We start from the raw sequence: 22,444 nt of genomic DNA on the forward strand, positions 1-22,444 counted from the left end.
CGCCCGGGCTAGGCGATGGGGTAGGGCCAGGGATTGAACTGGCACGTCTTGCCGTCGGGCTTGACCGATTCGGGGTCGAACTTCGTTTCGTCGTCGTTGGACGTCGAGAACGTCTGCTGCATCATCACCGGCGCCAACGCACCCTGCTTGTCGCACGGTTCGTGCCGCAGATAGCCGATGGCGTGCCCGACCTCGTGGTTGACCAGGTATTGGCGATAGGAACCGACATCACCCTGGAACGGCACGGCACCGCGCACCCACCGCGCTTCGTTGAGGAATACCCGCTGTTCCGCGTTGAACCCGAATGACGGGTTGTAGCAGGAGGCCTCGAGTTGGATCTCGTAGCCGCAGCCTTCACGCACGGTCAGTGGGGTGCTCAACGAGATCCGGAAATCGGGCTTGGCGGGAATGCTTCCGTCGATCCGGACGAATGCGAACTGCGGGTTGTGGGTCCAGCTTTTGGGATTGGCCAATGTCTGTTCGACCATTCGCGCAAACGCGTCGTCACCGCCGAATGCCGTTGCGTCGATGCCGTTTTCTACTTCGACGGTGTATTTGAACACCTTGGCGGTGCCTTGACCGATCTGCGGTGTGGTACCCGGGACGATGTGCCAAGTCTTTTCCCCGGCTTCGGTGAACAGACCACCCTCGGGCAGCACGCCGGTGGGCAGGCTGGCATCGAACTCGGTCAGGCCACGCGGCGGCGCGCCGACGATCGCCGTACCCACTGACCCGATCGTCGGCGGGCCTTGAACCGGCTCGGCCGACGGAGGATCCGGGGCGCTGGTTCCGGTCGCCGTTTGGTACACCACCACCCCGGTCAGCACGGTCAGCACCGGCAGCGCATAGGCACGCCAGCCGTAGGTCGACACGAATCGCCCGAGCTTGGTCTGTTTTCGCCAGCGCTGTGATCTCTCCCGAGGGGCCCGGTGACGCTCGGAGCCCCAGGCAAGCGGATCCCGCTGGGCACGCAAGGGTTCTCGCCAGTCGTCGCGAAGCACCGGCACGGGGCCGTCCCCACGTCGATCAGGGTCGAAGGTCACCGCCCCAGGATGGCACATTCCCTGCTCCCGACGCTGCTAGCTGCGGTCTGGCGTGCCCGCCGGGCCAGTGTGCGCGACGCGCTAGCGCACCCGTTGCAGGCGCTAATCACGAGTGCCGGGCACTGTGGGTAGTAGTGTCGGTGCGACGAGCGGTGCGCGGCCATGCATCACCTACGTCGCCTACCAGCAAATGAGGACCTGATGAGCGAACTCGCCAACGCGGCCGGAAGGCCCGGCCTCCGGCAGAGTAATAGCACTCCGCCGGTGGAGACCGTCGCCCCCACTCGGCGCGGCAACCGGCTGCCACGCGACGAGCGGCGTGGTCAACTACTCATCGCAGCCAGCGAGATTTTCGTGTACCGCGGCTATCACGCAGCCGGTATGGACGAAATTGCCGAACGCGCCGGCGTCAGCAAACCGGTTCTTTACCAACACTTTTCGAGCAAGCTCGAGCTTTACCTGGCGGTGTTGAATCGCCACGTCGAGAATCTGGTGTCGGGGGTGCGCCAGGCGCTGCGCACCACCACCGACAACCGGCAACGGCTGCGTGCGGCTGTGCAAGCCTTCTTCGACTTCATTGAGCACGACAGCCAGGGCTACCGGCTGATCTTCGAGAACGACAATGTCACCGAGCCTCAGGTGGCGGCTCAGGTTCGGGTTGCCACCGAGTCATGCATCGACGCGGTGTTCGACCTCATCAGCGCCGATTCCGGGTTGGACCCGCATCGGGCGCGGATGATCGCGGTGGGCCTTGTCGGCATCAGCGTCGACTGTGCCCGTTACTGGCTAGACACCGATCGTCCGATTTCCAAGGAAGAGGCGGTGGAAGGCACCGTGCAGTTCGCCTGGGGCGGGTTGTCGCACGTGCCGCTTACCCGCTCTTAGCCACACCTGAGCCGATCCCGAACCCGACGCGACGCGCGTCGGCAACGCCGATTTCGACATAGGCGACCTTGGCGGCCGGGATCAGGAAGCGACGGCCCTTCTCGTCGGTCAGGCTCAGCACCGCCGGGCCCCCTGCGTCCTTGCCCAACGCGGCGGTGACCAGTTCCTCGACCTCGCTCTGGCTCTGCGAACTGGTGAAGACCAGCTCGCGCGGGCTGTCCGTGATACCGATCTTGACCTCCACGCTGCACCTTTCTAGTAGACGTTCTGCAAGCAGGCTAGTGGAAGCGCGGCGTCGGGCATTCGCGCGATGACAGGCCGCCGGAGCGTCGCCAAATCGTGACCAACACGCCCGCGCGAGGGCCGGGCCGGGCAATGAGCCGGTCGATAACATCTGCATCATCAGCACCATGAATCACTTGGATACCGATATCCAGGACTACCCAGACGAGTTGGTCTACGAGACCTACCCGGACGACGATTTCGTTGAGCCGGTTGATCAGCGCTGGCGCCCCGTCGCACTGATCGCCACCGTTGTCCTGGTGCTCGCGGTGATCGCGACCGTCGTCGTCCTCAACGGCGGCGACAGCACGTCGACAACCGCGACGGTGGTACCGCCCACCCGCACGGTTACTGCGACCCCGCGTACCACGCCCCCACCCAGCACGTCCTTGCCCCCCGAGACGGTCACCACGGTGACCCCACCCCCGCGGCAGTCCACCCCTACGCCCACCGCCGAGCCTCCCGTCGCTCCCAGCGTTGTTCCGCCGCCGGAAGTCGCTGCGCCCGAGATCAGCGCGCGCACTGTCATCTACCAGGTGACCGGGACCAAGCCGCTCTTTGACCTGGTCAATATCGTCTACACCGATGCCCAGGGCCTGCCGCACACCGACTTCAACGTGTCGCTGCCGTGGTCGAAGACCATCGTGCTCAACCCGGGTGTGCAGACCAAATCCGTTGTCGCCACCAGCATTACCGGCCGACTCAACTGCGTGATCACCGACGCCCAGGGTCACGTCGTCGCCGCGTCGGCCAACAACGCGATCATCGCGACCTGCACCCGCTGAGCGCGCCATACTCAGCCCCGTCGGGGTCGTCGAGCGTGGGCCTTATGGACGGATTTCACCCGATTTCCGTACTTAAGACCCACGCTCGGCGCGTGGTGCTGCTCGGCGCGTGGTGCTGCTCGGCGCGTGGTGCTGCTCGGCGCGTGGTGCTGCTCGGCGCGTGGGTGCTAGCTCAGGCCAGGCCCAGTTCGCGCATCCGTTCGTCATGGGTGCGCTGCAAGCGGTCGAAGAATCCGCTCAGCTGCGTGAGTCCGTCGGTGCCCGCCACCACCAAGTCCACCAGCTCGTCGTGGTCGGCCAGCACGTACTGGGCCTGGGTGATGGCCTCACCGAGCAGCCGACGCGACCACAGGGCCAACCGGCTGCGCTGTTTGGCGCTGTTGTTGACCGCCGCCCGCACCTCGGCGACGACGAACTGCGAATGCGCAGTCTCGGCCAACACCGCGCGAACGACGTCCGCCACCTCATCGGGCAGGCCGTCAGCGATCTCCAGGTAGAAGTCGGCGGCCAGGGCATCACCGATATAGGTCTTGACCAGCGCCTCCAGCCAGGTGCTCGGCGTCGTAAGCCGGTGATAGTTGTCCAACGCGGAGGTGTACTTCGACATCGCCGACACGACGTCGACGCCGCGGCTCTGCAGCGCGTCGTGCAGCAGCTCGAAGTGACCCATCTCGGCGGCGGCCATCCGGGCCATCGAAATCCGGCCCCGCAGGTTCGGCGCCATCCGCGCCTCGTCGGTAAGCCGGTAGAACGCGGCGACCTCGCCATAGGCGAGGATGGCGAACAATTCGTTGACGCCAGGATGGTCTGCTGCCAATCGGGGCGGGTGTGGATCGGCTACATCGTCAGCGCGCGAAAGCGAGGACATGGCAACACTGTATGCGCGATTGTGGCCACCCGCTGCGGCCCACGAGGCGGGCTGTTCGCCCGTGGTTCCGCGGTCCCGGTGGGCCACCAGGTACTATGAAAGCTGGTAGCGGTTGTAGAGGCTTACCGCTGCTACCGGCGAAATGTGCGTGCACGCAACCGGCCCGCCTGAATTAGCGCAGGGCCGAGCGAATCGGCAACGGATTCGACACTCAGGACGTGCGCGCGTGGACCGCGACGAACTGACCGAAACCGAACCGAGAGGCACACTCCCGCACGCATGTCCCCACTACTGCACACACCCCAGATAACATTTGCCAGCCTTGGCGTCCGCGACGAAATCGTCCGCGCGCTCGCAGAAGAAGGCATCGAGCATCCATTTGCTATCCAAGAGCTGACGCTGCCGCTTGCCCTGGCCGGAGACGATGTGATCGGCCAGGCCCGCACCGGGATGGGCAAAACCTTCGGCTTCGGCGTGCCGCTTCTGCAGCGAATCACGACTGATAACGCGAGCCGGCCACTGACCGGGACCCCGCGGGCGCTGGTTGTGGTGCCCACCCGTGAGCTGTGCCTGCAGGTGTCCGGCGACCTGGCCAACGCGGCCAAATACCTGCACGCCGAGGACGGCCGCCGCCTGTCGGTGGTGTCCATCTACGGCGGCCGCCCCTACGAACCGCAGATCGAGGCGCTGCGCGCCGGCGCCGACGTCGTTGTCGGAACGCCCGGCCGGCTACTCGACCTGGCCCAGCAAGGTCACCTGCAGCTCGGCGGGCTGTCGGTGCTGGTGCTCGACGAAGCCGACGAGATGCTGGATCTGGGCTTCCTCCCCGACATCGAGCGCATCCTGCGACTTATCCCTGACGAACGGCAGTCGATGCTGTTCTCGGCGACCATGCCGGACCCGATCATCACGCTGGCCCGGACCTTCATGAACCAGCCGACACACATCCGGGCCGAGGCGCCGCACTCCTCGGCGGTTCACGACGCGACAACTCAGTACGTCTACCGCGCTCATGCGCTGGACAAGGTCGAATTGATCTCTCGGGTGCTGCAGGCCCGTGGCCGCGGCGCCACCATGATCTTCGCCCGCACCAAACGCACCGCTCAGAAGGTTGCCGACGAGCTCGCCGAACGAGGCTTCGCCGTCGGTGCTGTGCATGGTGACCTGGGCCAGGTAGCCCGCGAGAAGGCGCTGAAGGCCTTCCGCAGCGGCGACATCGACGTGCTCGTCGCCACCGACGTTGCTGCCCGCGGTATCGACATCGACGACGTCACCCACGTCATCAACTACCAGTGCCCCGAGGACGAGAAGATGTACGTCCACCGCATCGGCCGCACCGGTCGTGCCGGTCGCACCGGCGTCGCGGTCACGTTGGTCGACTGGGACGAGCTCGAGCGCTGGGCGATGATCGACAAGGCGCTGGACCTGGGCTGCCCCGATCCGGCCGAGACATACTCCAGTTCACCGCACCTCTACACCGAGCTCGACATCCCGACCGACGCCACCGGCAGGGTCGGCGAGCCGCGCAAGTCGCAAGGCAAACGCGTCACGTCGGCCGGGCGTGATGGCCAGCCGCGCAAGGGCACTCGGTCACGGCGCCGCACCCGCGGCGGCAAGCCGGTGAGCGGGCACCCGGTGGCCAACGGCACCGGCAGTGGCGAGACCTCCTCCGAGGCTCCGGCCGCGGAAGGCGCACACAGCGGACGTCGCCGCCGCCGTCGGCGTCCCCGCAAAGCGGCCGAGGTCGCCGCCAACGCCAACTGAGTCGGCTCCATCGAGCCGCGATGGTCAAACCCGAACGCCGCACCAAGGCCGACGTGGTGGCCGTGGCCGTCATCATCGCGGTGATAGCCGTTGTCGCGGCACTGATCTGGTGGACCAGCGATGCCCGCGCCACCGACAGCAGACCGGCGGCGACCCCGGCGCCCACCTCTCCCGTGGCCCGCGAAGTACCTCCCGCGCTCAAACAGCTGTGGACGGCTGCCAGCGCGGCGACCGACGCTCCGGTAGTGGTCGGCGGAACCGTGGTCACCGGCAACGGCCGGTCCGTGGAGGGGCGCGATCCGGTCAACGGCGAGGTGCGCTGGAGCTATGCCCGCAACCGCGAACTGTGCGCCGTGTCCTGGGTCTACCGCTACGCTGTCGCGGTCTACCCCGACGTTCGGGGCTGCGGTCAGGTCAGCACCATCGACGCCGCTACCGGGCGACGCGGCCCGGCCCGCAGCAGCTACGCCGATAAGCACGTCAACGTGACCTCGGACGGGACAACGGTGTTGTCGGCGGGGCAGACCCGGCTCGAGCTGTGGCGCTCGGACATGGTCCGGATGCTGTCGTACGGCGAGATCGACGCCCGAGTGAAACCGTCTGCGCGAGGTCTGCATTCGGGATGCACGCTGACGTCGGCGGCGGCCAGTTCGTCGGCGGTGTCGGTGCTGGAAGCGTGCCCGGAACAGGCCGAGCTGCGGCTTACCTTGCTACGCCCGAGCAAGGAGGAAGACGAGCCCGAGCAACGATATGTGCCCCAGCCGGGTACCACCGCGGATTCAGACGCCCGCGTGCTGACCGTCGCGGAGACGAACACCGCCGTGTATCTGCCGTCGCCGCGACCCAGGGTCGAGGTGGTCGACGGGGGTGGCGCCACCGTAGCGAGCACATTGCTGCCCCGGCCGCCGTCGCCGTCGAGCACGGTGTCGCGGCCAGGCAACGTCGTCACCTGGTGGACCGGCGACGCAGTGCTGGTATTCGACGCGGCGACTCTCACGTATCGCTACACCGTCGAGCCCGACGGGCCGCACGTACCGGTGGGCCCGGGGACATTGATGGCCGGCCGGCTTTTGGTGCCGGTGACCGGCGGGATCGGTGTCTACGACCCGATCACTGGCGCCAACGAGCGCTACCTGCCCGTGAAGCGGGAACCGTACAACGGACCGGTGACCCTCGCCGTGTCCGGTTCGCAGATCCTCGAGCAGCGCGGGGACACCATCGTCGCGCTGGGTTGATTGCGGCTAGAGCTCGACGGTGAAGGTCGGCAGCGGTTTGCCGGACTTCCAATGCCGGAGCAGCGCGTGGGCCAAATCGCGATACGCGGTCGCTCCTTTGTTCTTGCGCGCGGCCATCACCGACGACCCGGACGCGCTGGCCTCGGCGAACCGCACCGTGCGCGGGATGGGCGGCGCCAGCACCGGCATGTCGTAGCGATCTGCGACGTCCAGCAGCACATCGCGGGTATGGGTAGTCCGCGGGTCATACAGCGTCGGCAACGCACCCAACAACCGCAGCTTCGGGTTGGTGATCTGCTGGACGTCGGCGACCGTGCGCAGGAACTGGCCCACGCCGCGATGCGCCAGCGTCTCGCATTGCAGCGGCACCATCACCTCGTCGGCGGCGGTCAATCCGTTGAGGGTGAGGACGCCCAACGACGGCGGACAATCAATGACGACCACATCGAACTGGCCGGTGAGCTTGTCCAGCGCCCGCTTCAGCGCGTATTCGCGACCGGCCCGCATCAGCAACATTGCCTCCGCGCCGGCCAAGTCGATGTTGGCCGGCAACAGCGTCATTCCCTCGTCCGTGCTGACTAGCGCGGCATTCGGCTCGACCTCACCGAGCAGGACCTCATGCACCGAAACCGGCAGCTTGTCCGGATCGTGCCCGAGCGAGAACGTCAGACAGCCCTGCGGATCGAGGTCGACGAGCAGCACTCGTTCTCCCTCGTCCGAAAACGCGGCTCCCAGCGAGGCCACCGTCGTGGTCTTGGCGACCCCGCCCTTCTGGTTGGCCACGGCCAGAACCCGCACGTCTGTGCTCACCCGCCGCTCTCCCCCGCAAGCGGGAGGTGCCCGCACCTCATCGCGATCTCCCTTCGTGCCCTTGGTCCTTTTCGGCGCCGCCGCGTGGCCACACTGCCATCCTGGCACCTGCCCCCCTGCGCCCGCGCGTCGATGGCGATGTGTGTCAGGCACAATCGGTCAGCATGGGCCTGGATGGGCATCGGGAAAACCAGCGATTGGTGCTGTTGCGCCATGGCGAAACCGAATGGTCGAAGTCGGGCCAGCACACCAGCCGCACCGATCTCGAGCTCACCGACGAGGGCCGCCGCCAGGCCGCCGCTGCCGGGCAAGCGCTCGCAGAACTCCAGTTGGCCAACCCGTTCGTCATCACCAGCCCGCGCCGGCGAGCGGTGTCGACCGCGGAACTCGCCGGCCTGACCGTCGACGAGAAGTCGCAGTTGGTCGCCGAGTGGGATTACGGCTCCTACGAGGGTCTCACGACCGCACAGATCCGCAAGTCGGTACCGGACTGGCTGGTATGGACGCACGGGTGCCCGGATGGTGAGTCGGTCGCCCAGGTCCGTGAGCGCGCCGATGCGGCCGTCGCGTTGGCCCTCGACTATCTGCCTTCTCGCGACGTGGTTTTCGTTGGCCACGGCCACTTCTCCCGCGCCGTGATCACTCGCTGGGTCGAGCTGCCGCTATCGGAAGGGAGCCGCTTCGGAATGGTGGCCGGCTCGATCGCGATCTGTGGGTTCGAGCATGAGGCCCGCCAGATCAGTGTGCTCGGCTTTCCACTCTCGGCCGCGTCGGGGTGAGCGCGCAACCGGCGTTCGCGCTGTGCAGCCCGTCCGGGGTCATGATCGCCTCCGGAGTGCGCGACGGCTATTGCGACGTGGCGGCCGCGCAAGCTGCGTTGCGGTCGGGTCGAGTGCCAATAGTGTTGGGCGCGTTGCCGTTTGACCTCAAGCAGCCCGCCGCGTTGATGGTGCCGCGTGCGGTGCGGCACAGCGAAACCCTACCGGGCTGGCCGGTCGGCCCGCTGCCTGCGGTGCGGATCGCCGGCGCGGTCCCCGCCCCCGAGGAACATCGCGCCCGCGTCCAACGCGCATGCGATCGGCTCGCCGCGCCGGGCAGCGAACTGCACAAGGTCGTATTGGCCCGCGCATTGCGGCTCACCGCCGCCGCCCCGCTGGACGGCCGCGTCATCCTGCGCCGGCTGGTCGCCAACGACCCGACCGCCTATGGCTATCTGGTGGATCTGACAGTGGCGGGCAGTCAACATGCAGGCATGGCGCTGGTCGGCGCCAGCCCAGAGTTGTTGGTCGCCCGCGACGGCGACCGGGTGACGTGTCGCCCGTTCGCCGGATCGGCGCCACGTGCCCGCGACCCCGAACTCGACCACGCGGCCGGGGTCGCGTTGGCCGATTCGGCCAAGAATCGCCACGAACACCAACTGGTCGTCGATGTCATGGCCGAGGTCCTCGAGCCGCTCTGCAGTGAACTGACTGTCGCCCCCACCCCGCAGCTAGACCACACCGCGGCGCTCTGGCATCTGAGTACGCCCATCAGCGGCCGGTTACGCGATAGCTCAACGACCGCAATGGATTTAGCGTTGGCACTGCATCCCACCCCGGCCGTCGGCGGTGTTCCATCTGATGCCGCCACACAGTTGATCGGCGAACTCGAGGGCGACCGCGGCTTCTACGCCGGGGCCGTCGGCTGGTGCGACGCTCGCGGCGACGGCCGGTGGGTGGTGTCCATTCGCTGCGCCCAGGTGTCCGCTGACCGCCGCACCGCGCTGGCCCACTCGGGCGGCGGTATCGTCGCCGAATCCGATCCCGACGACGAATTAGCCGAGACGACAACGAAATTCGTTACTATTTTGACTGCGTTAGGAGTTCAGCTTTGACGACGCCCGTCCGAAATCCAGCGCAGCGTGGGCGGACTGAACAACAACGCCAGCACCGTCAGCGCCACGACGGCGACCGGAATCCCGATCAGCGGCCGGTTGGAGCCCACCGCCAGATACCACGCCACGGGCAGCAGCAACAGTTCGACGAACACCGCGGGCCCGCGGCCCCACTGTTTGCCGATGGTCAAGGCCCAGCCGGCCGCCAGCACCCCCGCACCCACCACGGCGAACCACACCGCAGTGGCAAAACCATTGACCCCGGCCGGATCAACACCGCCCAACCGGCGCAGCAGCAGGATCAGCGCCACCGCCAACGCCGTCGCGCCCTGCACGGCGACGATCAGTCCCGCCAGGCGCACGCTGCCCGGAACATTCACAGCGTCAGGGTAGCCACCCAGTTCCGTGGCGATGCCGGCGCGGGAAAGCCCGACGCTGCCGTGCCATCCGAGCGGACGGGCCGTCATCATCACTTAGGCTCGGGTTCCATGCGTGCCGTGCTGGTCGTCAACCCCACCGCAACCTCCACCACCCCTGCCGGGCGTGACCTGCTGACACACGCACTGCAGAGCCGCCTGCAGCTGTCCGTCGAGCACACCACCCACCGCGGGCATGGCGGCGAGATCGCGCAGGCGGCCGTCGACCAAGGGGTGGATCTGGTCGTCGTGCACGGCGGTGACGGCACCGTGAGCAACGTGGTGAACGGCCTGCTCGGCAAACCCGGCGAACTGCCGACGGGCCACGTGCCGGCCCTGGCGATCGTGCCCGGGGGCTCGGCCAATGTGCTGGCCCGGTCGCTGGGAATCTCGCCGGACCCGGTTGTCGCGACGAACCAGCTCATCGACTTGCTCGACCAGTACGGGCATCGACCCAACTGGCGGCGGATCGGGATGATCGACTGCGGGGAACGCTGGGCGGTGCTCAACGCCGGAATGGGCGTGGACGCCGAGGTGGTGGCCGCCGTCGAAAAACAACGCGAGAAGGGCCGCAAAGTGACACCGGCGCGGTACATCCGTACTGCGGTGCCCGCCGCGTTGGCAACGACTCGTCGTGAACCGGCACTGACGGTGCATCTGCCAGGCCGTGACCCTGTTTCAGGAGTGCACTTTGTATTCGTGTCCAACTCCAGCCCGTGGACTTACGCCAACAACCGGCCGCTGTGGACCAACCCCGACTGCAGCTTCGAGTCCGGTCTGGGAGTCTTCGGACTCACCAGCATGAAGGTGATCCCGACACTGCGCATCGTCCGACAGATGTTTTCCAAACGACCCAAGCTCGAGGCCAAACAGCTGCTGCGCGACGACAACGCACCCTGCCTTCGGGTCACTTGCGCGGGCGGTCCGATCGCCAGTCAATTCGACGGCGACTACCTCGGCGAACGCGAGCAAATGACATTCCGAGCGGTGCCCGACGCGTTGGCCGTCGTCGCCCCCACTCCGGAAAAACCCAACTGACTTGGCGAATCATCCGCGCGCCCGGCCCGCAGGGTGCGCGCGGGCGGCATAGTAGTACACATGTTTAAGGGACTTGCTCACAGATGGCCGAAGTGACATTGCCCACGACCCAACGCAACACTATTGACATCTGTTGAGCCTGTGAAACGATCGGAAGGTCGCGTGCAAGGGTACGGATAATTTCTTGTGCCCACGTTAACAGCCGAAGAAAAACGCTAGTGCGCCCTGCTGCGCACACAGTGAGGAGCAAGGACCTATGGATTGGCGCCACAAGGCGGTCTGTCGGGACGAGGACCCGGAACTGTTCTTCCCGGTGGGGAACAGCGGGCCGGCGCTCGCCCAGATCGCTGACGCGAAACTGGTCTGTAACCGCTGCCCGGTGACAACCGAATGCTTGTCCTGGGCACTGAACACCGGCCAGGATTCCGGCGTGTGGGGCGGAATGAGTGAAGACGAACGACGGGCGCTCAAGCGTCGCACCGCCCGGACGAAAGCCCGCAGCGGCGTCTAACCGATACCCGTTCTAGGCCGCGGCCCCGACAAACGTCGGGGCCGCCTTGTGTGCAACTTGTTTGCCTATTGCACCAATCTGCTGCGACGACCGATCGGAACACGGAGCACCACATCGGTGCCGCCCTCGGGCGCGTCGTGCATGTGCAGCGATCCGTCCAGCTCCGCCGACACCAACGTCCGCACGATTTGCAGGCCGAGTCGGTCGGACTTCTCCACAGCGAACCCATCGGGTAGTCCGCGCCCGTTGTCGTGGACAACAACATCGAGCCAACGTGCGGATCGCTCGGCGCGAATCGTCACCGCACCTTCCGGGGCGCCCGGGACGAACGCATGCTCGATCGCGTTCTGCACCAGTTCGGTGATCACCATGATCAGCGCCGTCGCGCGGTCGGAGTCGAGCACCCCGAGCATGCCGGTCCGGTTGATCCGGATCGGGGTGTCCACTGTCGCCACGTCGTTCATGATCGGCAGGATCCGATCGATCACCTCGTCGAGGTTGACCTGCTCGTCGACCGACATCGACAAAGCATCATGGACCAGCGCGATCGAGGAGACCCGCCGCACCGACTCGAGTAGCGCCTCGCGTCCCTCGGGGTTCGTGGTACGGCGCGCCTGCAGACGCAGCAATGCCGCGACGGTCTGCAGATTGTTTTTGACCCGGTGGTGAATCTCCCGGATCGTGGCGTCCTTGGACATCAGTGCCCGATCCCGACGCTTGACCTCGGTCACGTCGCGCACGAGCACCGCCGCACCCGCGGCCGCGCGGTGCACCACCAAGGGCAGCGTGCGCAGCAGCACCGCGGCGCCCCCGGCGTCGACCTCCATTCGCATGCTGGCCCCGCCGGCCAGTGAATCCTCGATGTGCTCGGCCAATTCCTGCGCTTCGAACGGATCGGAGATCAGCGGTCGGGTGACCTCGACCAAGTTGTGGCCCTCCAATTCGGACGTCAAGCCCATCCGGTGGTAGGCCGACAACGCGTTCGGGCTGGCATAGGAAACCACGCCGTTGACGTCGAGGCGGATGAAGCCATCACCGGCACGTGGGCTGGAGCGCGACATCGCCACGTCACCGACGTTGGGAAAGGTGCCCTCCGAGAGCATGTGCACCAGGTCGGCGGCGCAGTCGAGGTAAGCGGTCTCCAACGGGCTGGACTTTCGCTCGGTGGCCACCGCAGTTTGATGGGTCAACACCGCGACGACCTGCTCGCCGTAGCGCACCGGAACCGCTTCCACGTTCAGCCCCGTCTGCTGCCACGAATACTGTTGGCCGGCAGAGCTTTCACGGCCGATGGAACCCGATTCGAACGCGGCGACGATCAGCGGCACCCGCTCGGCGCTCATGACAGTGCCGACCACGTCGCGCAGCAGAACCGTCGGTGCGGTGTTGGGCCGGCACTGCGCCACGCACACCAGCGCACCGTCGTCGCGCCGGACCCACATCAGATAATCGGCAAACGACAAATCAGCCAGCAGCTGCCATTCCCCCACCACAGCGTGGAGATGGTCGACGGCATTGCCGGGCAGGACGGTGTGTTCGGCAAGCAGATCACCGAGGGTCGACATCGATCACACTCGGCTTCGACGTTGTCTGTTCGTTAACTGATAACGGCGATGAGGTCGCCGGCCTGGATGACATCTCCCACCGATACGCTCACTTTGCTGACTGTGCCGGCAACTTCGGCCAGGACCGGAATTTCCATTTTCATGGACTCCAGCAGCACCACGGTGTCGCCTTCGCCGACCTGGTCGCCCTCGCTGACCACGACTTCGAGCACGCTGGCCACGATCTCGGCGCGGACGTCCTCGGCCATCATCACCCCGTTCTCGCCCTGTGGGTCTTTCGCAAAAGTTGTCGCCTTAATCGAACCACAGTCGGTCGTTACCGGCGGCTTTGGATGGCCTTCCGGGGCTGGATTTTCCGAGTGTAAGCAAACTCCAAGGTTAGTAAGCAAACCTATAGAGTCCGTTCCGTGATCGTGTCGTGTTTCTTTTGTGACAATTGGACACCATTGTTGCCAGAGTGATTTGAGCGCCTGATGCACACTCGGTGCCTCAGCGGAATTTGAGGAGTAATCCCTTGTCCGAGAACATGATTGCGAATTCAGCGAGCACCGGCGCGCGCAACCGGGTGATGACCGGTCTGGGCCTTGCGCTGGGCGCTATTGCCACCATCGGACTGGGTGCGGGGGTCGCCGTCGCCGCTCCTCAGCAACCATTTCCTGCCGACGATCCGTTGCCGGCTCCTGTTGCCCCGGCTGCTCCTGCGGTGTCGAACCCGTCGAGTGCGGTGAACATTGCCAACGCGCTGTTCGGCGAGCTGAGCTCGATCATGAACAACCTGGTGCCCGGCGCGGGCGACCTGTTGATGCCCGCCAGCGGCGCCTTGACGCCGGGCGCCTCGGGTCTTGGCGCCGGACAGACCCCCGGTCTGCCGGGTGCGGCCGGGACGCTGCCGGGTGCGGCCGGGACGCTGCCCGGTGCGGCCGGGACGCTGCCCGGTGCGGCCGGGACGCTGCCCGGTGTCGGCGGAGCGCCCGGGGCTACCAGCCTGCCGGTCATTCCGACCCCAAACTCGCTGGGCCAGACTCCGACCTTGCCGGCGCAGACGCCGGCGTCACTGGGTCAAACCCCACTGCCAGGCCAGACACCCACCTTGCCGGGACAAACACCGCTGCCCGGCCAGACACCCACCTTGCCGGGACAAACACCGCTGCCCGGCCAGACGGCCCCAGTGCCAGCCCAGCCAGACCTGGTCGCGCCAACGTCGGGGGCAGGGGCCCAAATCGCGCCTGTATCACATGTGCCGGTCGTGTAGCCGCATCAAGCTGCGGCACAGACGCATGGCACACTGGCCGGCGGATTAAATCTGCAAGGAGGATCAGTCATGGCCAAGCGTGGCCGTAAGAAGCGCGACCGCAAGCACAGCAAGGCCAACCACGGCAAGCGGCCCAACGCCTAGCTGGGCCAGGACGCCTGACCTCGAATTATCGTGGTTCGGCTGATCTCGAGCCGCAGCCTTTCGCGAAGGCCCTCCGGGGCCTTTTCGCCCCGGCACTTCATCGCTATCAAAGCCTTGATGCGCTCCTCGAGGCCGTAACGCCGCAGGCAACCGGGACACTCTTCGAGATGCTGGCGCAGCTTTTGCCGGGTTTCGGGAGTGCACTCCCCATCCAGCAGCGTCCATACCTCGGCGATCACCTCCGAGCAATCCGCCTTGGCGCCCGAGTCGCTGGGTCCCGAACCGTGGGTGATGTCAGTCACGACGACACCTCCTCAGGCGCTTGGTCACCGCGCATGAAACCCCGCTCTTTGGCGACGTTGCTCAGCAACTCGCGCAGCTGCCGCCTGCCGCGGTGCAGCCGCGACATCACCGTACCGATCGGCGTGCCCATGATCTCGGCAATTTCTTTGTACGGGAAGCCTTCGACGTCTGCGTAGTACACCGCCATCCGGAATTCCTCGGGCAAGGCCTGCAGTGCTTCTTTGATCTCGGTGTCAGGAAGGCTCTCCAGGGCCTCCACCTCGGCCGAGCGCAAACCGGTCGACGAGTGCTCCGCGGTCGCGGCCAGTTGCCAATCGGTGATTTCGTCGGTGGGATATTGCGCCGGCTGGCGCTGCTTTTTGCGGTAGCTGTTGATGTAGGTGTTGGTCAAAATGCGGTACAGCCAGGCCTTGAGATTGGTTCCGGGGGTGAAAGAACGAAATCCGGCGTAGGCCTTCACCATCGTCTCTTGCAGCAGATCTTCGGCGTCGGCCGGATTGCGCGTCATGCGCAGCGCGCCACCGTAAAGCTGGTCTAGTAGCGGGATCGCATCGCGTTCGAAGCGGGCTGTGAGTTGCTGGTCCGTCTCTTCTGCGGGATCGAGTGCGGGCACTTCGGGCCCGGTAGCGGCGTCGCTGTCGACCATGTTGGTTAGCACTGTCCCTTCTGCCTCGGCATCACCGGACAGCCCGGGCACCAACACCGCACGCTCCTGCAGGCACATCGCCGTTGACACCAGACTCCCCTTCTCCCCCAATCTAGAGGCTTACGCCGACCGTGTCTTGGGCGGCAGCACGAACGCATCTGGTAACAGCGTCGGCGATCTGGGTATTTCCGGTGGGTCTTGGCCCGCGTGTGACCCCGGTCCGGACCGCCGATTACCACCGACACCGTCGGCGTTACTGTGACAGCCATGTCTCTGAACGGCAAGACCATGTTTATCTCCGGTGCCAGCCGCGGAATCGGCCTGGCCATCGCCAAGCGCGCCGCCCAAGACGGCGCCAACATTGCGCTGATCGCCAAGACCGCCGAACCGCACCCCAAGCTGCCGGGCACGATATACACCGCGGCCAAGGAGCTCGAAGAGGCCGGCGGGCAGGCACTGCCGATCGTCGGGGACGTCCGCGATCCGGACTCGGTGGACGACGCGGTAGCCAAGACGGTCGAGCAGTTCGGCGGCATCGACATCTGCGTGAACAACGCCTCGGCGATCAATACCGGTTCGATCCTGGATGTGCCGATGAAGCGGTTCGACTTGATGAACGGCATCCAGGTGCGCGGCACCTACGCCGTGTCGCGGGCGTGCATCCCGCACATGAAAGGCCGCGAGAACCCACACATCCTGACGCTGTCACCACCGGTGCTGGTTGAACCCAAGTGGCTCAAGCCGACCCCCTACATGATGGCCAAATATGGAATGTCCTTGTGCGCGTTGGGTATTGCCGAAGAACTGCGCTCCGAGGGCATTGCGTCCAATACGTTGTGGCCGCGGACGCTGGTTGCCACGGCCGCGGTGCAGAACCTGCTGGGCGGTGACGAGGCGATGGCCCGGGCCCGCAAGCCGGAGGTGTACGCCGATGCGGCCTACGTCATCCTCAACAAGCCGGCAACTGAATACACCGGCAACTCGCTGCTGTGCGAAGACGTTTTGGTGGAGTCCGGGGTGACCGACCTCTCGGTCTATGACTGTGTGCCGGGAGGCGAACTCGGCGTCGACTTCTGGGTCGACGGCCCAAATCCGCCGGGGTATGTCCAGCGCTAAAGCGACTCCGGCGCTTGCGGCGTTAGCTGCCGCCGGCGTGCCGCACGAGGTGGTGAAGTTCGGCCACGATGGGCGCCAAGACTCGTTCGGCGCCGAGGCGGTCCGGGAACTCAGCCAGCGCTATGGCATTGCGGCCGAGCAGGTTTACAAGACGCTGATCATCGCTGCCGCGGAAGGCTTGGCGGTCGCGATGCTACCGGTGCCGGCGCGGCTGTCGGTGAAAGCCGCGGCGGCGGCGCTGGGTTACTCGCGCGCGGCAATGGCCGACCCCGCCAGCGCCCAGCGGGCGACCGGTTACGTGGTGGGTGCGGTGTCGCCGTTCGGCCAGCGCCGGCGACTGCCGACCGTCGTCGACAGCGACGCGCTGGCCTGGGAGCGGATATTTTGCAGCGCCGGTAGGCGAGGCTGGGATGTCGCCGTCGCGCCCGCCGATCTGGTCCGGCTCACCGGCGCAGTGACCGCGGAGATTCAGGCTCAGTAAGTAGCGCGAGCGCTCATTTGGCCAGCATGGCGTGCACGCTGTCGGCGAACGCGGCGGTGGTGAAGCAGGTCGGTTCGGCGAACTCCTCCAGGGTGAGCGCATCATGCCAGCCGGCATCGGCGACGGCGCGCAGCAGCGGCTTCGTCATGGCCACCGCGTGCGTCGGCATGGCGGACACCCGCGAACACCACTCGTCGGCAGCTGCGAGAAGCTGTTCGTGCGCAACGACCTCCTGTACCAGCCCCAGGCGTTGGGCGGTGCGGGCGTCGATGTGCTCACCACGCAGGTAGTAGGCCAGTGCGCCTTGATAACCGAGGGAGCGCGTCAACGCCCAGCTGGTGCCGACCTCCGGGAGCAGGCCCAGCCGGCCGAACGCGGGCACGATCACCGCGCGCTCGCTGGCGATGGTGAGGTCGCAGGTCAACGCCCAGGCCAGGCCTACCCCGGCGGCGGCGCCGTTGAGCGCGGCGATGAAGATGGTGTCTGATCCGGCGATAAGCCTTGCGATGCCGCCGAATTCACGACGGATCCACCGCCACACGTCGGCAGCACCCTGCGCTTCGGTCAGCCGCTCGACGGCCGTGCGCATCATCTTCAAGTCGCCGCCGGCGCTGAAACCCCGGTCGGCGCCGGTGATCACAATGCTGCGTACGTCGGCGTCGGTGACGAGTTCTTCGAGCGCCCGCCGTAATTGCCGCACCAATGGCGCGGAAAGCACGTTGAGCCGGTCCGGCTCGTCAAGTGTCACCACCGCACGATCACCGCGATGCTCAACGCGAATCCGTCGCGGCGCCTGCGGGTCTTCGCCGTCTGAGACCATGCGGGTATACAACGATTCTGTCATTGATCGTCCTCCTCAATTTTTTTGGCGCGCAATGTCATCCATGCGGCATCGGCGAACGCCCTGATTGCTCCGCGGGGCAACTTGGACTCGCGCGTAGCGATCCAATAACGACTGAATTCCTGCGCGGGACCGAACCACAATGCCGCGGTGACGCCGGGCTGCATGGGCCGCAGCACCCCGTAGGCCTGGTGCGGGCGCCACCAGTCCCGGATGGCGGCGAAGAACTCTCGGTTGGACTCGCGCAACTCTGCGCTGTCGAGCCGATCGCCGAGAAGCAGCGCCGCCTCGGCACGGTTGGCCGCCACCCATCGCAGGTGATGTTCGACGCCGCCGCGAATGCCGCCCTCGGCGGTGGCGTGTTCGCGCAGCATCGTCACGAATCCCGCCTGATACTCGCTCATCACCTCGGCATAGACAGCGGCCGCCAGGGCGGGCTTGTCCGGGAAGTGGTGATACAGCGCGCCCACGCTCACCTTCGCCTCGCGCCGGACCTCGTCCAGCGTGGCGGCCAGCGCGCCGTCGGCCGCGAACCGGCGTCGTGCAACTTCCAGGAGGCGGCCCCGCGCGTCCACCCTTGACACGAGGAAGACTCTAGCAGTACCGAGAATTACTCGGTAGGCGCCTGGCGGCGGCTAAAGCAATTTGGCCTGCTCGGGCTGCGGCTCAACCGGCTCGATCAACTCGGGTCCGTTGTTGCGGACGTTGTTGACCAATGTCGATATCTCCCGCATTCGGATGCCGCGAACATCCGGCGGGCCGGCCAGCAACTCGAGATCCGGTGGTGCGTCGGGATCCAGCCAATGGTCCCAATCCTTTTCGGCCACCACCAGCGGCATGCGGTCGTGAATTTCGGCGAGTTCGCCGACCGCGTCGGTGGTGATGATCGTGCAGCTCAGCAGCGGGGTGGCATCCTTCTCCGGCTTCCACACCGACCACAGGCCTGCCATGAACAGCGGCTCGCCGTCCTCTCGGTACATATAGAACGGGGTCTTGCGGGTCTTCTTGCCTGAATCGGCGTTCGCCCGCCATTCGTAGTAGCCGTCCATCGGGACCAGACACCGTTTGGACTTGGCGCTGGAGCGAAACGCCGGAGACGTGGTTACCTTGTCGGCGCGCGCGTTGATCAACTGTGGACCTTTGGACTCCGGCGCTCCGTCGGGCCCGGCCTTGGCCCACGGTGGCACCAGCCCCCAGCGCATCGACCGCACCCGCCGGGTGGGCTCGTCGTCCGGCTCGTCGTGGCGGCGGACCACGGTGGTGATCGTCGTGGTGGGAGCCACGTTGTAGTTGGGCCCGGCGCTTTCCGACGCCCTTGCCTCGTTGATCGCTTGGATCTTTTCGGCCAACGCCGCCGGGTCGGTCGTGACCGCGAATCGTCCACACATGACTCCATGGTGCCCGGAAGCTACGACGATGGTGATACGAGCTTTTGCTCGCATACAATTTGCACGGTGGAGAGCACATGAACAGCCGATCGGCACACGCGCGGCGCACGCCGCGACAACAACGCTCGCGTTTGATGGTGCAACGCATCCTGGACGCGGGTCGGCAGGTGCTGATCGAGCGCGGGTACGAAGCCACCACCACCAACCTGATCGCCGACGTGGCCGGAATCAGTCCGGGCTCGCTGTACCAGTACTTTCCGAACAAGGAGGCGATCATCGCTGCCGTCGTCGACGACTACAGCGATCAGATCGACCGCACCGTCACAGCGCATTTGGTGAAGCAGGTCGGCCAGCGCGAAGGCTTCGACACCATCCGCCAAACCCTCGCGGTGTTGCTCGACGCGATGAACGAGCAACCCGAATTGCTGCGGGCGATGATCGAATACACCCCCCGGCTCGGGCTGGGCAACAGAATCGTCGAATTCGAACAACGCGTCGGCGCACTGGCCATCGCCCATTTGCGGCTGCGGGCCCGGCCCATGGAGCGCGCGGACACGATGGTGTGGATGGCCATCCGCGCCGTGGAGCACCTGACCATCCGCTACGTGGTCGACAAGCCCCCGATCGACCACGACGAATTCCTCGACGAACTCGCCGCCCTGATGAGCCACTACATGAGCCGCACGCGGAATGCCGCAGGATGAAACCGTGAGCACCTGGGCTGCCCCCTACACGCCGAGACCGATCTGCGCGACGGTGACCGTGCCGGGCTCGAAATCGCAGACCAACCGGGCATTGGTGCTGTCGGCACTGGCGAGCGGGGGCGTCTCGACGATCAGCGGTGCACTACGCAGCCGGGATACCGACCTGATGATCGACGGGCTGCGCGAGTTGGGTTTGCGTATCGAGGTCTCGGATGCGCAGCTGAGCATCGACGGGCAGATCACCCCGCAACCGGGCGCCCGCGTGGATTGCGGCTTGGCGGGTACGGTCCTGCGGTTCGTCCCGCCGCTGGCGGCGTTGGGCACCGAGACGGTCATGTTCGACGGTGACGAGCAGGCGCGAGTTCGGCCGATCAAGCCACTGCTCGACGCGCTTCGCGGCCTGGGGGTCAACCTCGACGGTGACGCACTGCCGTTCTTGGTGCACCCGACGGGGTCGGTCAATGGGGGCACGGTGCAGATCGATGCGTCGTCGTCGTCGCAGTTCGTGTCGGGGCTGCTGTTGTCCGGGGCGGCCTTCACCGGGGGTGTGACCGTGCAGCACACGGGTGCGACGCTGCCGTCGGCGCCACACATCGCGATGACCGTGGCGATGCTGCGCCAAGCCGGCGTTGCGGTCGACGATTCGGCGCCCAACCGCTGGCAGGTCAGCCCGGGTGTCGTGGCGGCCCGGCACTGGGACATCGAACCGGATCTGTCCAATGCCGTCCCGTTTCTGGCGGCGGCGGTGGTCAGCGGCGGCACGGTGCGCATCACCGGCTGGCCGGCGCACAGCATCCAGCCGGCCGAAACCATTTTGGGCATCCTGAAAAAACTCAACGCTGTTGTCACTCAAGCCGATTCGTATCTCGAAGTGAGCGGACCCGCAGCGTATGAGGGCTTCGACGTCGACCTGCGCGCCGTCGGCGAACTCACCCCGGCAGTTGCCGCGCTGGCGGCCCTGGCCACTCCGGGTTCGGTGTCACACTTGACCGGGATCGCACATCTTCGCGGGCATGAAACCGACCGACTCGCCGCGCTGCGCACTGAGATCAACCGGCTGGGTGGCAATTGCGAGGAAACACCCGACGGCCTGGTGATTACCGCGACGCCGCTGCACGCCGGCGTTTGGGGCTCCTACGCCGATCACCGAATGGCGATGGCAGGCGCGATAGTTGGTCTCAAAGTGGCCGGCGTGCAAGTGGACGACATCGCCACCACCGGTAAGACGTTGCCGCAGTTTCCGACATTGTGGACTGACATGGTCGAAGGATCCGACGGTTGAGGCCCGGCGACTACGACGAGTCCGACGTCAAGATCCGGTCCGGACGCGGCACGCGCCCCCGGACCAAGATCCGCCCCCAACACGCCGACGCCGAGACCGCCATGGTGGTCAGTGTCGACCGTGGCCGGTGGGGCTGCGTGTTGGGCGGTGACCCCGATCGACGGGTGACCGCCATGCGCGCACGCGAGCTGGGCCGCACTCCGATTGTGGTGGGTGACGAAGTCGACCTCGTGGGTGACCTGTCCGGCCGCCCGGATACCCTGGCCCGCATCGTTCGGCGGAGACCACGCCGAACCACGTTGCGGCGCACCGCCGACGACAACGACCCCACCGAGCGAGTGGTGGTCGCCAACGCCGATCAGTTGTTGATCGTGACCGCGCTGGCCGATCCCCCGCCACGCACCGGGCTGGTCGACCGGGCCCTGATCGCGGCCTATGCCGGTGGGCTGACGCCGATCCTGTGCCTGACCAAGACCGACTTGGCGCCCGCCGAGCCGTTCGCCGCGCAGTTCGCCGACCTTGACCTCACCGTGGTCACCGCGGGCCGCGACGACCCGCTGGATGCTGTCGCGCCGCTATTGCAGGACAAAATCACAGTGTTACTGGGTCATTCGGGTGTCGGTAAATCAACGCTGGTGAATCGCCTTGTCCCCGAGGCTGATCGGGCTGTCGGCGAAGTCACCGAGATCGGCAAGGGCCGGCACACGTCGACGCAGTCGGTGGCGCTGCCGCTCAACGAGGGCGGCTGGGTGATTGATACCCCGGGAATCCGATCGTTCGGGCTGGCCCATATCGAACCCGACGATGTGCTGCTGGCATTCTCCGATTTGGCTGAGGCGATCGAGGATTGCCCCCGCGGCTGCGGACACATGGGCCCGCCGGCCGACCCAGAATGCGCATTGGATTCGTTGACCGGGCCGGCGGCTCGTCGGGTAACGGCCGCCCGGCGCCTGCTGGCGGTGTTACGGGAAACTTAGTGCCCGCTGTCGAATTCGATGGGCAGGGTGGCAGGACCGCTCACCGCGGTCAGCGGCTTCCACGGGGCGGGCCCGGTGCGCCGCGCGTTGGGCATGCGCCGGGTGATGACGGTCAAAGCCTCTCGGGGGCCGCGTCCTCGCGGGTGATGTCAAAGCGATCGGGATCGTCGTAAACAGCCGGATCGACCACCACCAATGTGCCGACGGGGATGGTGACGCCGGCGAGTTCGACATC

The 22,444-nt window shown here is 66.3% G+C and carries 27 protein-coding genes and 1 pseudogene; 15 read left to right on the forward strand and 13 right to left on the reverse strand.

What is annotated here, in order from left to right; translation table 11 throughout:
- Positions 1-8 precede the first annotated feature (8 nt).
- Entirely contained in the window at positions 9-1,061 is a 1,053-nt protein-coding gene (locus MSP7336_RS23035; RefSeq protein WP_084226484.1) for a DUF3152 domain-containing protein, read from the reverse strand.
- Between the two features lie 183 nt (positions 1,062-1,244).
- On the opposite strand from MSP7336_RS23035, the gene fasR reads away from it, so the two are divergent.
- Entirely contained in the window at positions 1,245-1,928 is a 684-nt protein-coding gene (gene fasR / locus MSP7336_RS23040; RefSeq protein WP_069396563.1) for an HTH-type transcriptional activator FasR, read from the forward strand.
- Here the strand turns inward: fasR and MSP7336_RS23045 are convergent.
- Positions 1,915-2,172, reverse strand: coding sequence for a DUF3107 domain-containing protein (locus tag MSP7336_RS23045; RefSeq protein ID WP_069396564.1), 258 nt, complete (start codon positions 2,170-2,172; stop codon positions 1,915-1,917). The genes fasR and MSP7336_RS23045 overlap by 14 nt on opposite strands.
- Before the next feature lie 166 nt (positions 2,173-2,338).
- Between MSP7336_RS23045 and MSP7336_RS23050 the strand changes: the two genes are divergently transcribed.
- On the forward strand, positions 2,339-2,995 hold the full coding sequence (locus MSP7336_RS23050; RefSeq protein ID WP_069396565.1) for an MmpS family transport accessory protein: 657 nt from the start codon (positions 2,339-2,341) through the stop codon (positions 2,993-2,995).
- Positions 2,996-3,167: 172 nt separating this feature from the next.
- Here MSP7336_RS23050 and MSP7336_RS23055 read toward each other — a convergent pair whose 3' ends face one another.
- Positions 3,168-3,863, reverse strand: coding sequence for a ferritin-like fold-containing protein (locus MSP7336_RS23055; RefSeq protein ID WP_069396566.1), 696 nt, complete (start codon positions 3,861-3,863; stop codon positions 3,168-3,170).
- 279 nt (positions 3,864-4,142) lie between these two features.
- Between MSP7336_RS23055 and MSP7336_RS23060 the strand changes: the two genes are divergently transcribed.
- The gene (locus MSP7336_RS23060; RefSeq protein WP_113964688.1) at positions 4,143-5,627 is read left to right on the forward strand and encodes a DEAD/DEAH box helicase; all 1,485 of its coding nucleotides are present in this window, start codon (positions 4,143-4,145) and stop codon (positions 5,625-5,627) included.
- Between the two features lie 20 nt (positions 5,628-5,647).
- A complete protein-coding gene (locus MSP7336_RS23065) occupies positions 5,648-6,862 on the forward strand; it encodes an Rv3212 family protein (protein ID WP_069396568.1) in 1,215 nt (404 codons plus the stop codon).
- 6 nt (positions 6,863-6,868) lie between these two features.
- On the opposite strand, the gene MSP7336_RS23070 is transcribed toward MSP7336_RS23065, so the two are convergent.
- The gene (locus MSP7336_RS23070) at positions 6,869-7,672 is read right to left on the reverse strand and encodes a ParA family protein (RefSeq protein WP_113964689.1); all 804 of its coding nucleotides are present in this window, start codon (positions 7,670-7,672) and stop codon (positions 6,869-6,871) included.
- Positions 7,673-7,836: 164 nt separating this feature from the next.
- Here MSP7336_RS23070 and MSP7336_RS23075 point away from each other — a divergent pair, with 164 nt between their 5' ends.
- Together MSP7336_RS23075 and MSP7336_RS23080 are read left to right on the forward strand one after the other, a co-directional pair.
- The gene (locus MSP7336_RS23075) at positions 7,837-8,451 is read left to right on the forward strand and encodes an acid phosphatase (RefSeq protein ID WP_069396569.1); all 615 of its coding nucleotides are present in this window, start codon (positions 7,837-7,839) and stop codon (positions 8,449-8,451) included.
- Positions 8,452-8,492: 41 nt separating this feature from the next.
- On the forward strand, positions 8,493-9,545 hold the full coding sequence (locus MSP7336_RS23080; RefSeq protein WP_113965218.1) for an isochorismate synthase: 1,053 nt from the start codon (positions 8,493-8,495) through the stop codon (positions 9,543-9,545).
- Here MSP7336_RS23080 and MSP7336_RS23085 read toward each other — a convergent pair.
- Positions 9,536-10,012 carry a hypothetical protein gene (locus tag MSP7336_RS23085; RefSeq protein WP_232321046.1) on the reverse strand — a complete coding sequence of 159 codons (477 nt, stop codon included), beginning with the start codon at positions 10,010-10,012 and terminating at the stop codon, positions 9,536-9,538. The genes MSP7336_RS23080 and MSP7336_RS23085 overlap by 10 nt on opposite strands.
- A 21-nt stretch (positions 10,013-10,033) precedes the next feature.
- On the opposite strand from MSP7336_RS23085, the gene MSP7336_RS23090 reads away from it, so the two are divergent.
- Positions 10,034-10,999 (forward strand): diacylglycerol/lipid kinase family protein, encoded by a 966-nt coding sequence (locus MSP7336_RS23090; RefSeq protein WP_069396571.1) that lies wholly within the window; start codon positions 10,034-10,036, stop codon positions 10,997-10,999.
- 256 nt (positions 11,000-11,255) lie between these two features.
- Positions 11,256-11,510 carry a transcriptional regulator WhiB1 gene (whiB1, locus tag MSP7336_RS23095; protein ID WP_113964690.1) on the forward strand — a complete coding sequence of 85 codons (255 nt, stop codon included), beginning with the start codon at positions 11,256-11,258 and terminating at the stop codon, positions 11,508-11,510.
- A 65-nt stretch (positions 11,511-11,575) separates the two neighbouring features.
- Here whiB1 and MSP7336_RS23100 read toward each other — a convergent pair whose 3' ends face one another.
- The gene (locus tag MSP7336_RS23100) at positions 11,576-13,075 is read right to left on the reverse strand and encodes a sensor histidine kinase (RefSeq protein ID WP_069396573.1); all 1,500 of its coding nucleotides are present in this window, start codon (positions 13,073-13,075) and stop codon (positions 11,576-11,578) included.
- Between the two features lie 32 nt (positions 13,076-13,107).
- Positions 13,108-13,323: a biotin/lipoyl-binding carrier protein gene (locus MSP7336_RS23105; RefSeq protein WP_069396599.1), complete on the reverse strand. Its 216-nt coding sequence runs from the start codon at positions 13,321-13,323 to the stop codon at positions 13,108-13,110.
- Positions 13,324-13,589: 266 nt separating this feature from the next.
- On the opposite strand from MSP7336_RS23105, the gene MSP7336_RS24380 reads away from it, so the two are divergent.
- Positions 13,590-14,327 carry a hypothetical protein gene (locus tag MSP7336_RS24380; protein ID WP_181786902.1) on the forward strand — a complete coding sequence of 246 codons (738 nt, stop codon included), beginning with the start codon at positions 13,590-13,592 and terminating at the stop codon, positions 14,325-14,327.
- A 69-nt stretch (positions 14,328-14,396) separates the two neighbouring features.
- A complete protein-coding gene (locus tag MSP7336_RS24730) occupies positions 14,397-14,471 on the forward strand; it encodes a 50S ribosomal protein bL37 (protein WP_011728008.1) in 75 nt (24 codons plus the stop codon).
- Here the strand turns inward: MSP7336_RS24730 and rsrA are convergent.
- Both rsrA and MSP7336_RS23125 read right to left on the reverse strand, forming a co-directional pair.
- Complete coding sequence (gene rsrA, locus MSP7336_RS23120) at positions 14,468-14,764, reverse strand: mycothiol system anti-sigma-R factor (protein ID WP_372507673.1); 297 nt, start codon at positions 14,762-14,764, stop codon at positions 14,468-14,470. The genes MSP7336_RS24730 and rsrA overlap by 4 nt on opposite strands.
- A gap of 5 nt (positions 14,765-14,769) precedes the next feature.
- Positions 14,770-15,420: a sigma-70 family RNA polymerase sigma factor gene (locus tag MSP7336_RS23125; protein ID WP_181787026.1), complete on the reverse strand. Its 651-nt coding sequence runs from the start codon at positions 15,418-15,420 to the stop codon at positions 14,770-14,772.
- 267 nt (positions 15,421-15,687) lie between these two features.
- On the opposite strand from MSP7336_RS23125, the gene MSP7336_RS23130 reads away from it, so the two are divergent.
- Both MSP7336_RS23130 and MSP7336_RS23135 read left to right on the forward strand, forming a co-directional pair.
- Entirely contained in the window at positions 15,688-16,536 is an 849-nt protein-coding gene (locus MSP7336_RS23130) for an SDR family oxidoreductase (RefSeq protein ID WP_069396577.1), read from the forward strand.
- Complete coding sequence (locus MSP7336_RS23135; protein WP_069396578.1) at positions 16,523-17,017, forward strand: aminoacyl-tRNA deacylase; 495 nt, start codon at positions 16,523-16,525, stop codon at positions 17,015-17,017. Before MSP7336_RS23130 ends, MSP7336_RS23135 begins: the two co-directional genes overlap by 14 nt.
- A gap of 13 nt (positions 17,018-17,030) precedes the next feature.
- Here the strand turns inward: MSP7336_RS23135 and MSP7336_RS23140 are convergent, their stop codons facing one another.
- Genes MSP7336_RS23140 through MSP7336_RS23150 form a run of 3 tightly spaced genes read right to left on the reverse strand, consistent with a single transcriptional unit; the run spans position 17,031 to position 19,246 of the window.
- A complete protein-coding gene (locus MSP7336_RS23140; RefSeq protein ID WP_069396579.1) occupies positions 17,031-17,861 on the reverse strand; it encodes an enoyl-CoA hydratase/isomerase family protein in 831 nt (276 codons plus the stop codon).
- Positions 17,858-18,442, reverse strand: coding sequence for a TetR/AcrR family transcriptional regulator (locus MSP7336_RS23145; protein ID WP_069396580.1), 585 nt, complete (start codon positions 18,440-18,442; stop codon positions 17,858-17,860). Before MSP7336_RS23145 ends, MSP7336_RS23140 begins: the two co-directional genes overlap by 4 nt.
- 51 nt (positions 18,443-18,493) lie before the next feature.
- On the reverse strand, positions 18,494-19,246 hold the full coding sequence (locus MSP7336_RS23150; RefSeq protein WP_069396581.1) for an SOS response-associated peptidase: 753 nt from the start codon (positions 19,244-19,246) through the stop codon (positions 18,494-18,496).
- Positions 19,247-19,323: 77 nt separating this feature from the next.
- Between MSP7336_RS23150 and MSP7336_RS23155 the strand changes: the two genes are divergently transcribed.
- The 3 genes from MSP7336_RS23155 to rsgA are packed head-to-tail and all read left to right on the forward strand — an operon-like array spanning position 19,324 to position 22,209.
- Positions 19,324-19,950: a TetR/AcrR family transcriptional regulator gene (locus tag MSP7336_RS23155; RefSeq protein ID WP_232321047.1), complete on the forward strand. Its 627-nt coding sequence runs from the start codon at positions 19,324-19,326 to the stop codon at positions 19,948-19,950.
- Between the two features lie 4 nt (positions 19,951-19,954).
- Positions 19,955-21,232 (forward strand): 3-phosphoshikimate 1-carboxyvinyltransferase, encoded by a 1,278-nt coding sequence (gene aroA / locus MSP7336_RS23160; RefSeq protein ID WP_069396601.1) that lies wholly within the window; start codon positions 19,955-19,957, stop codon positions 21,230-21,232.
- Entirely contained in the window at positions 21,229-22,209 is a 981-nt protein-coding gene (gene rsgA / locus MSP7336_RS23165; protein ID WP_069396582.1) for a ribosome small subunit-dependent GTPase A, read from the forward strand. The genes aroA and rsgA overlap by 4 nt, the downstream gene beginning before the upstream one ends.
- Here the strand turns inward: rsgA and MSP7336_RS24385 are convergent.
- A pseudogene (locus MSP7336_RS24385) lies at positions 22,206-22,444 on the reverse strand (cytochrome P450); the annotation flags it as partial. The gene rsgA and the pseudogene MSP7336_RS24385 overlap by 4 nt on opposite strands.

This window comes from Mycobacterium shimoidei (assembly GCF_900417275.1).
Classification (GTDB): Bacteria; Actinomycetota; Actinomycetes; order Mycobacteriales; family Mycobacteriaceae; genus Mycobacterium; species Mycobacterium shimoidei.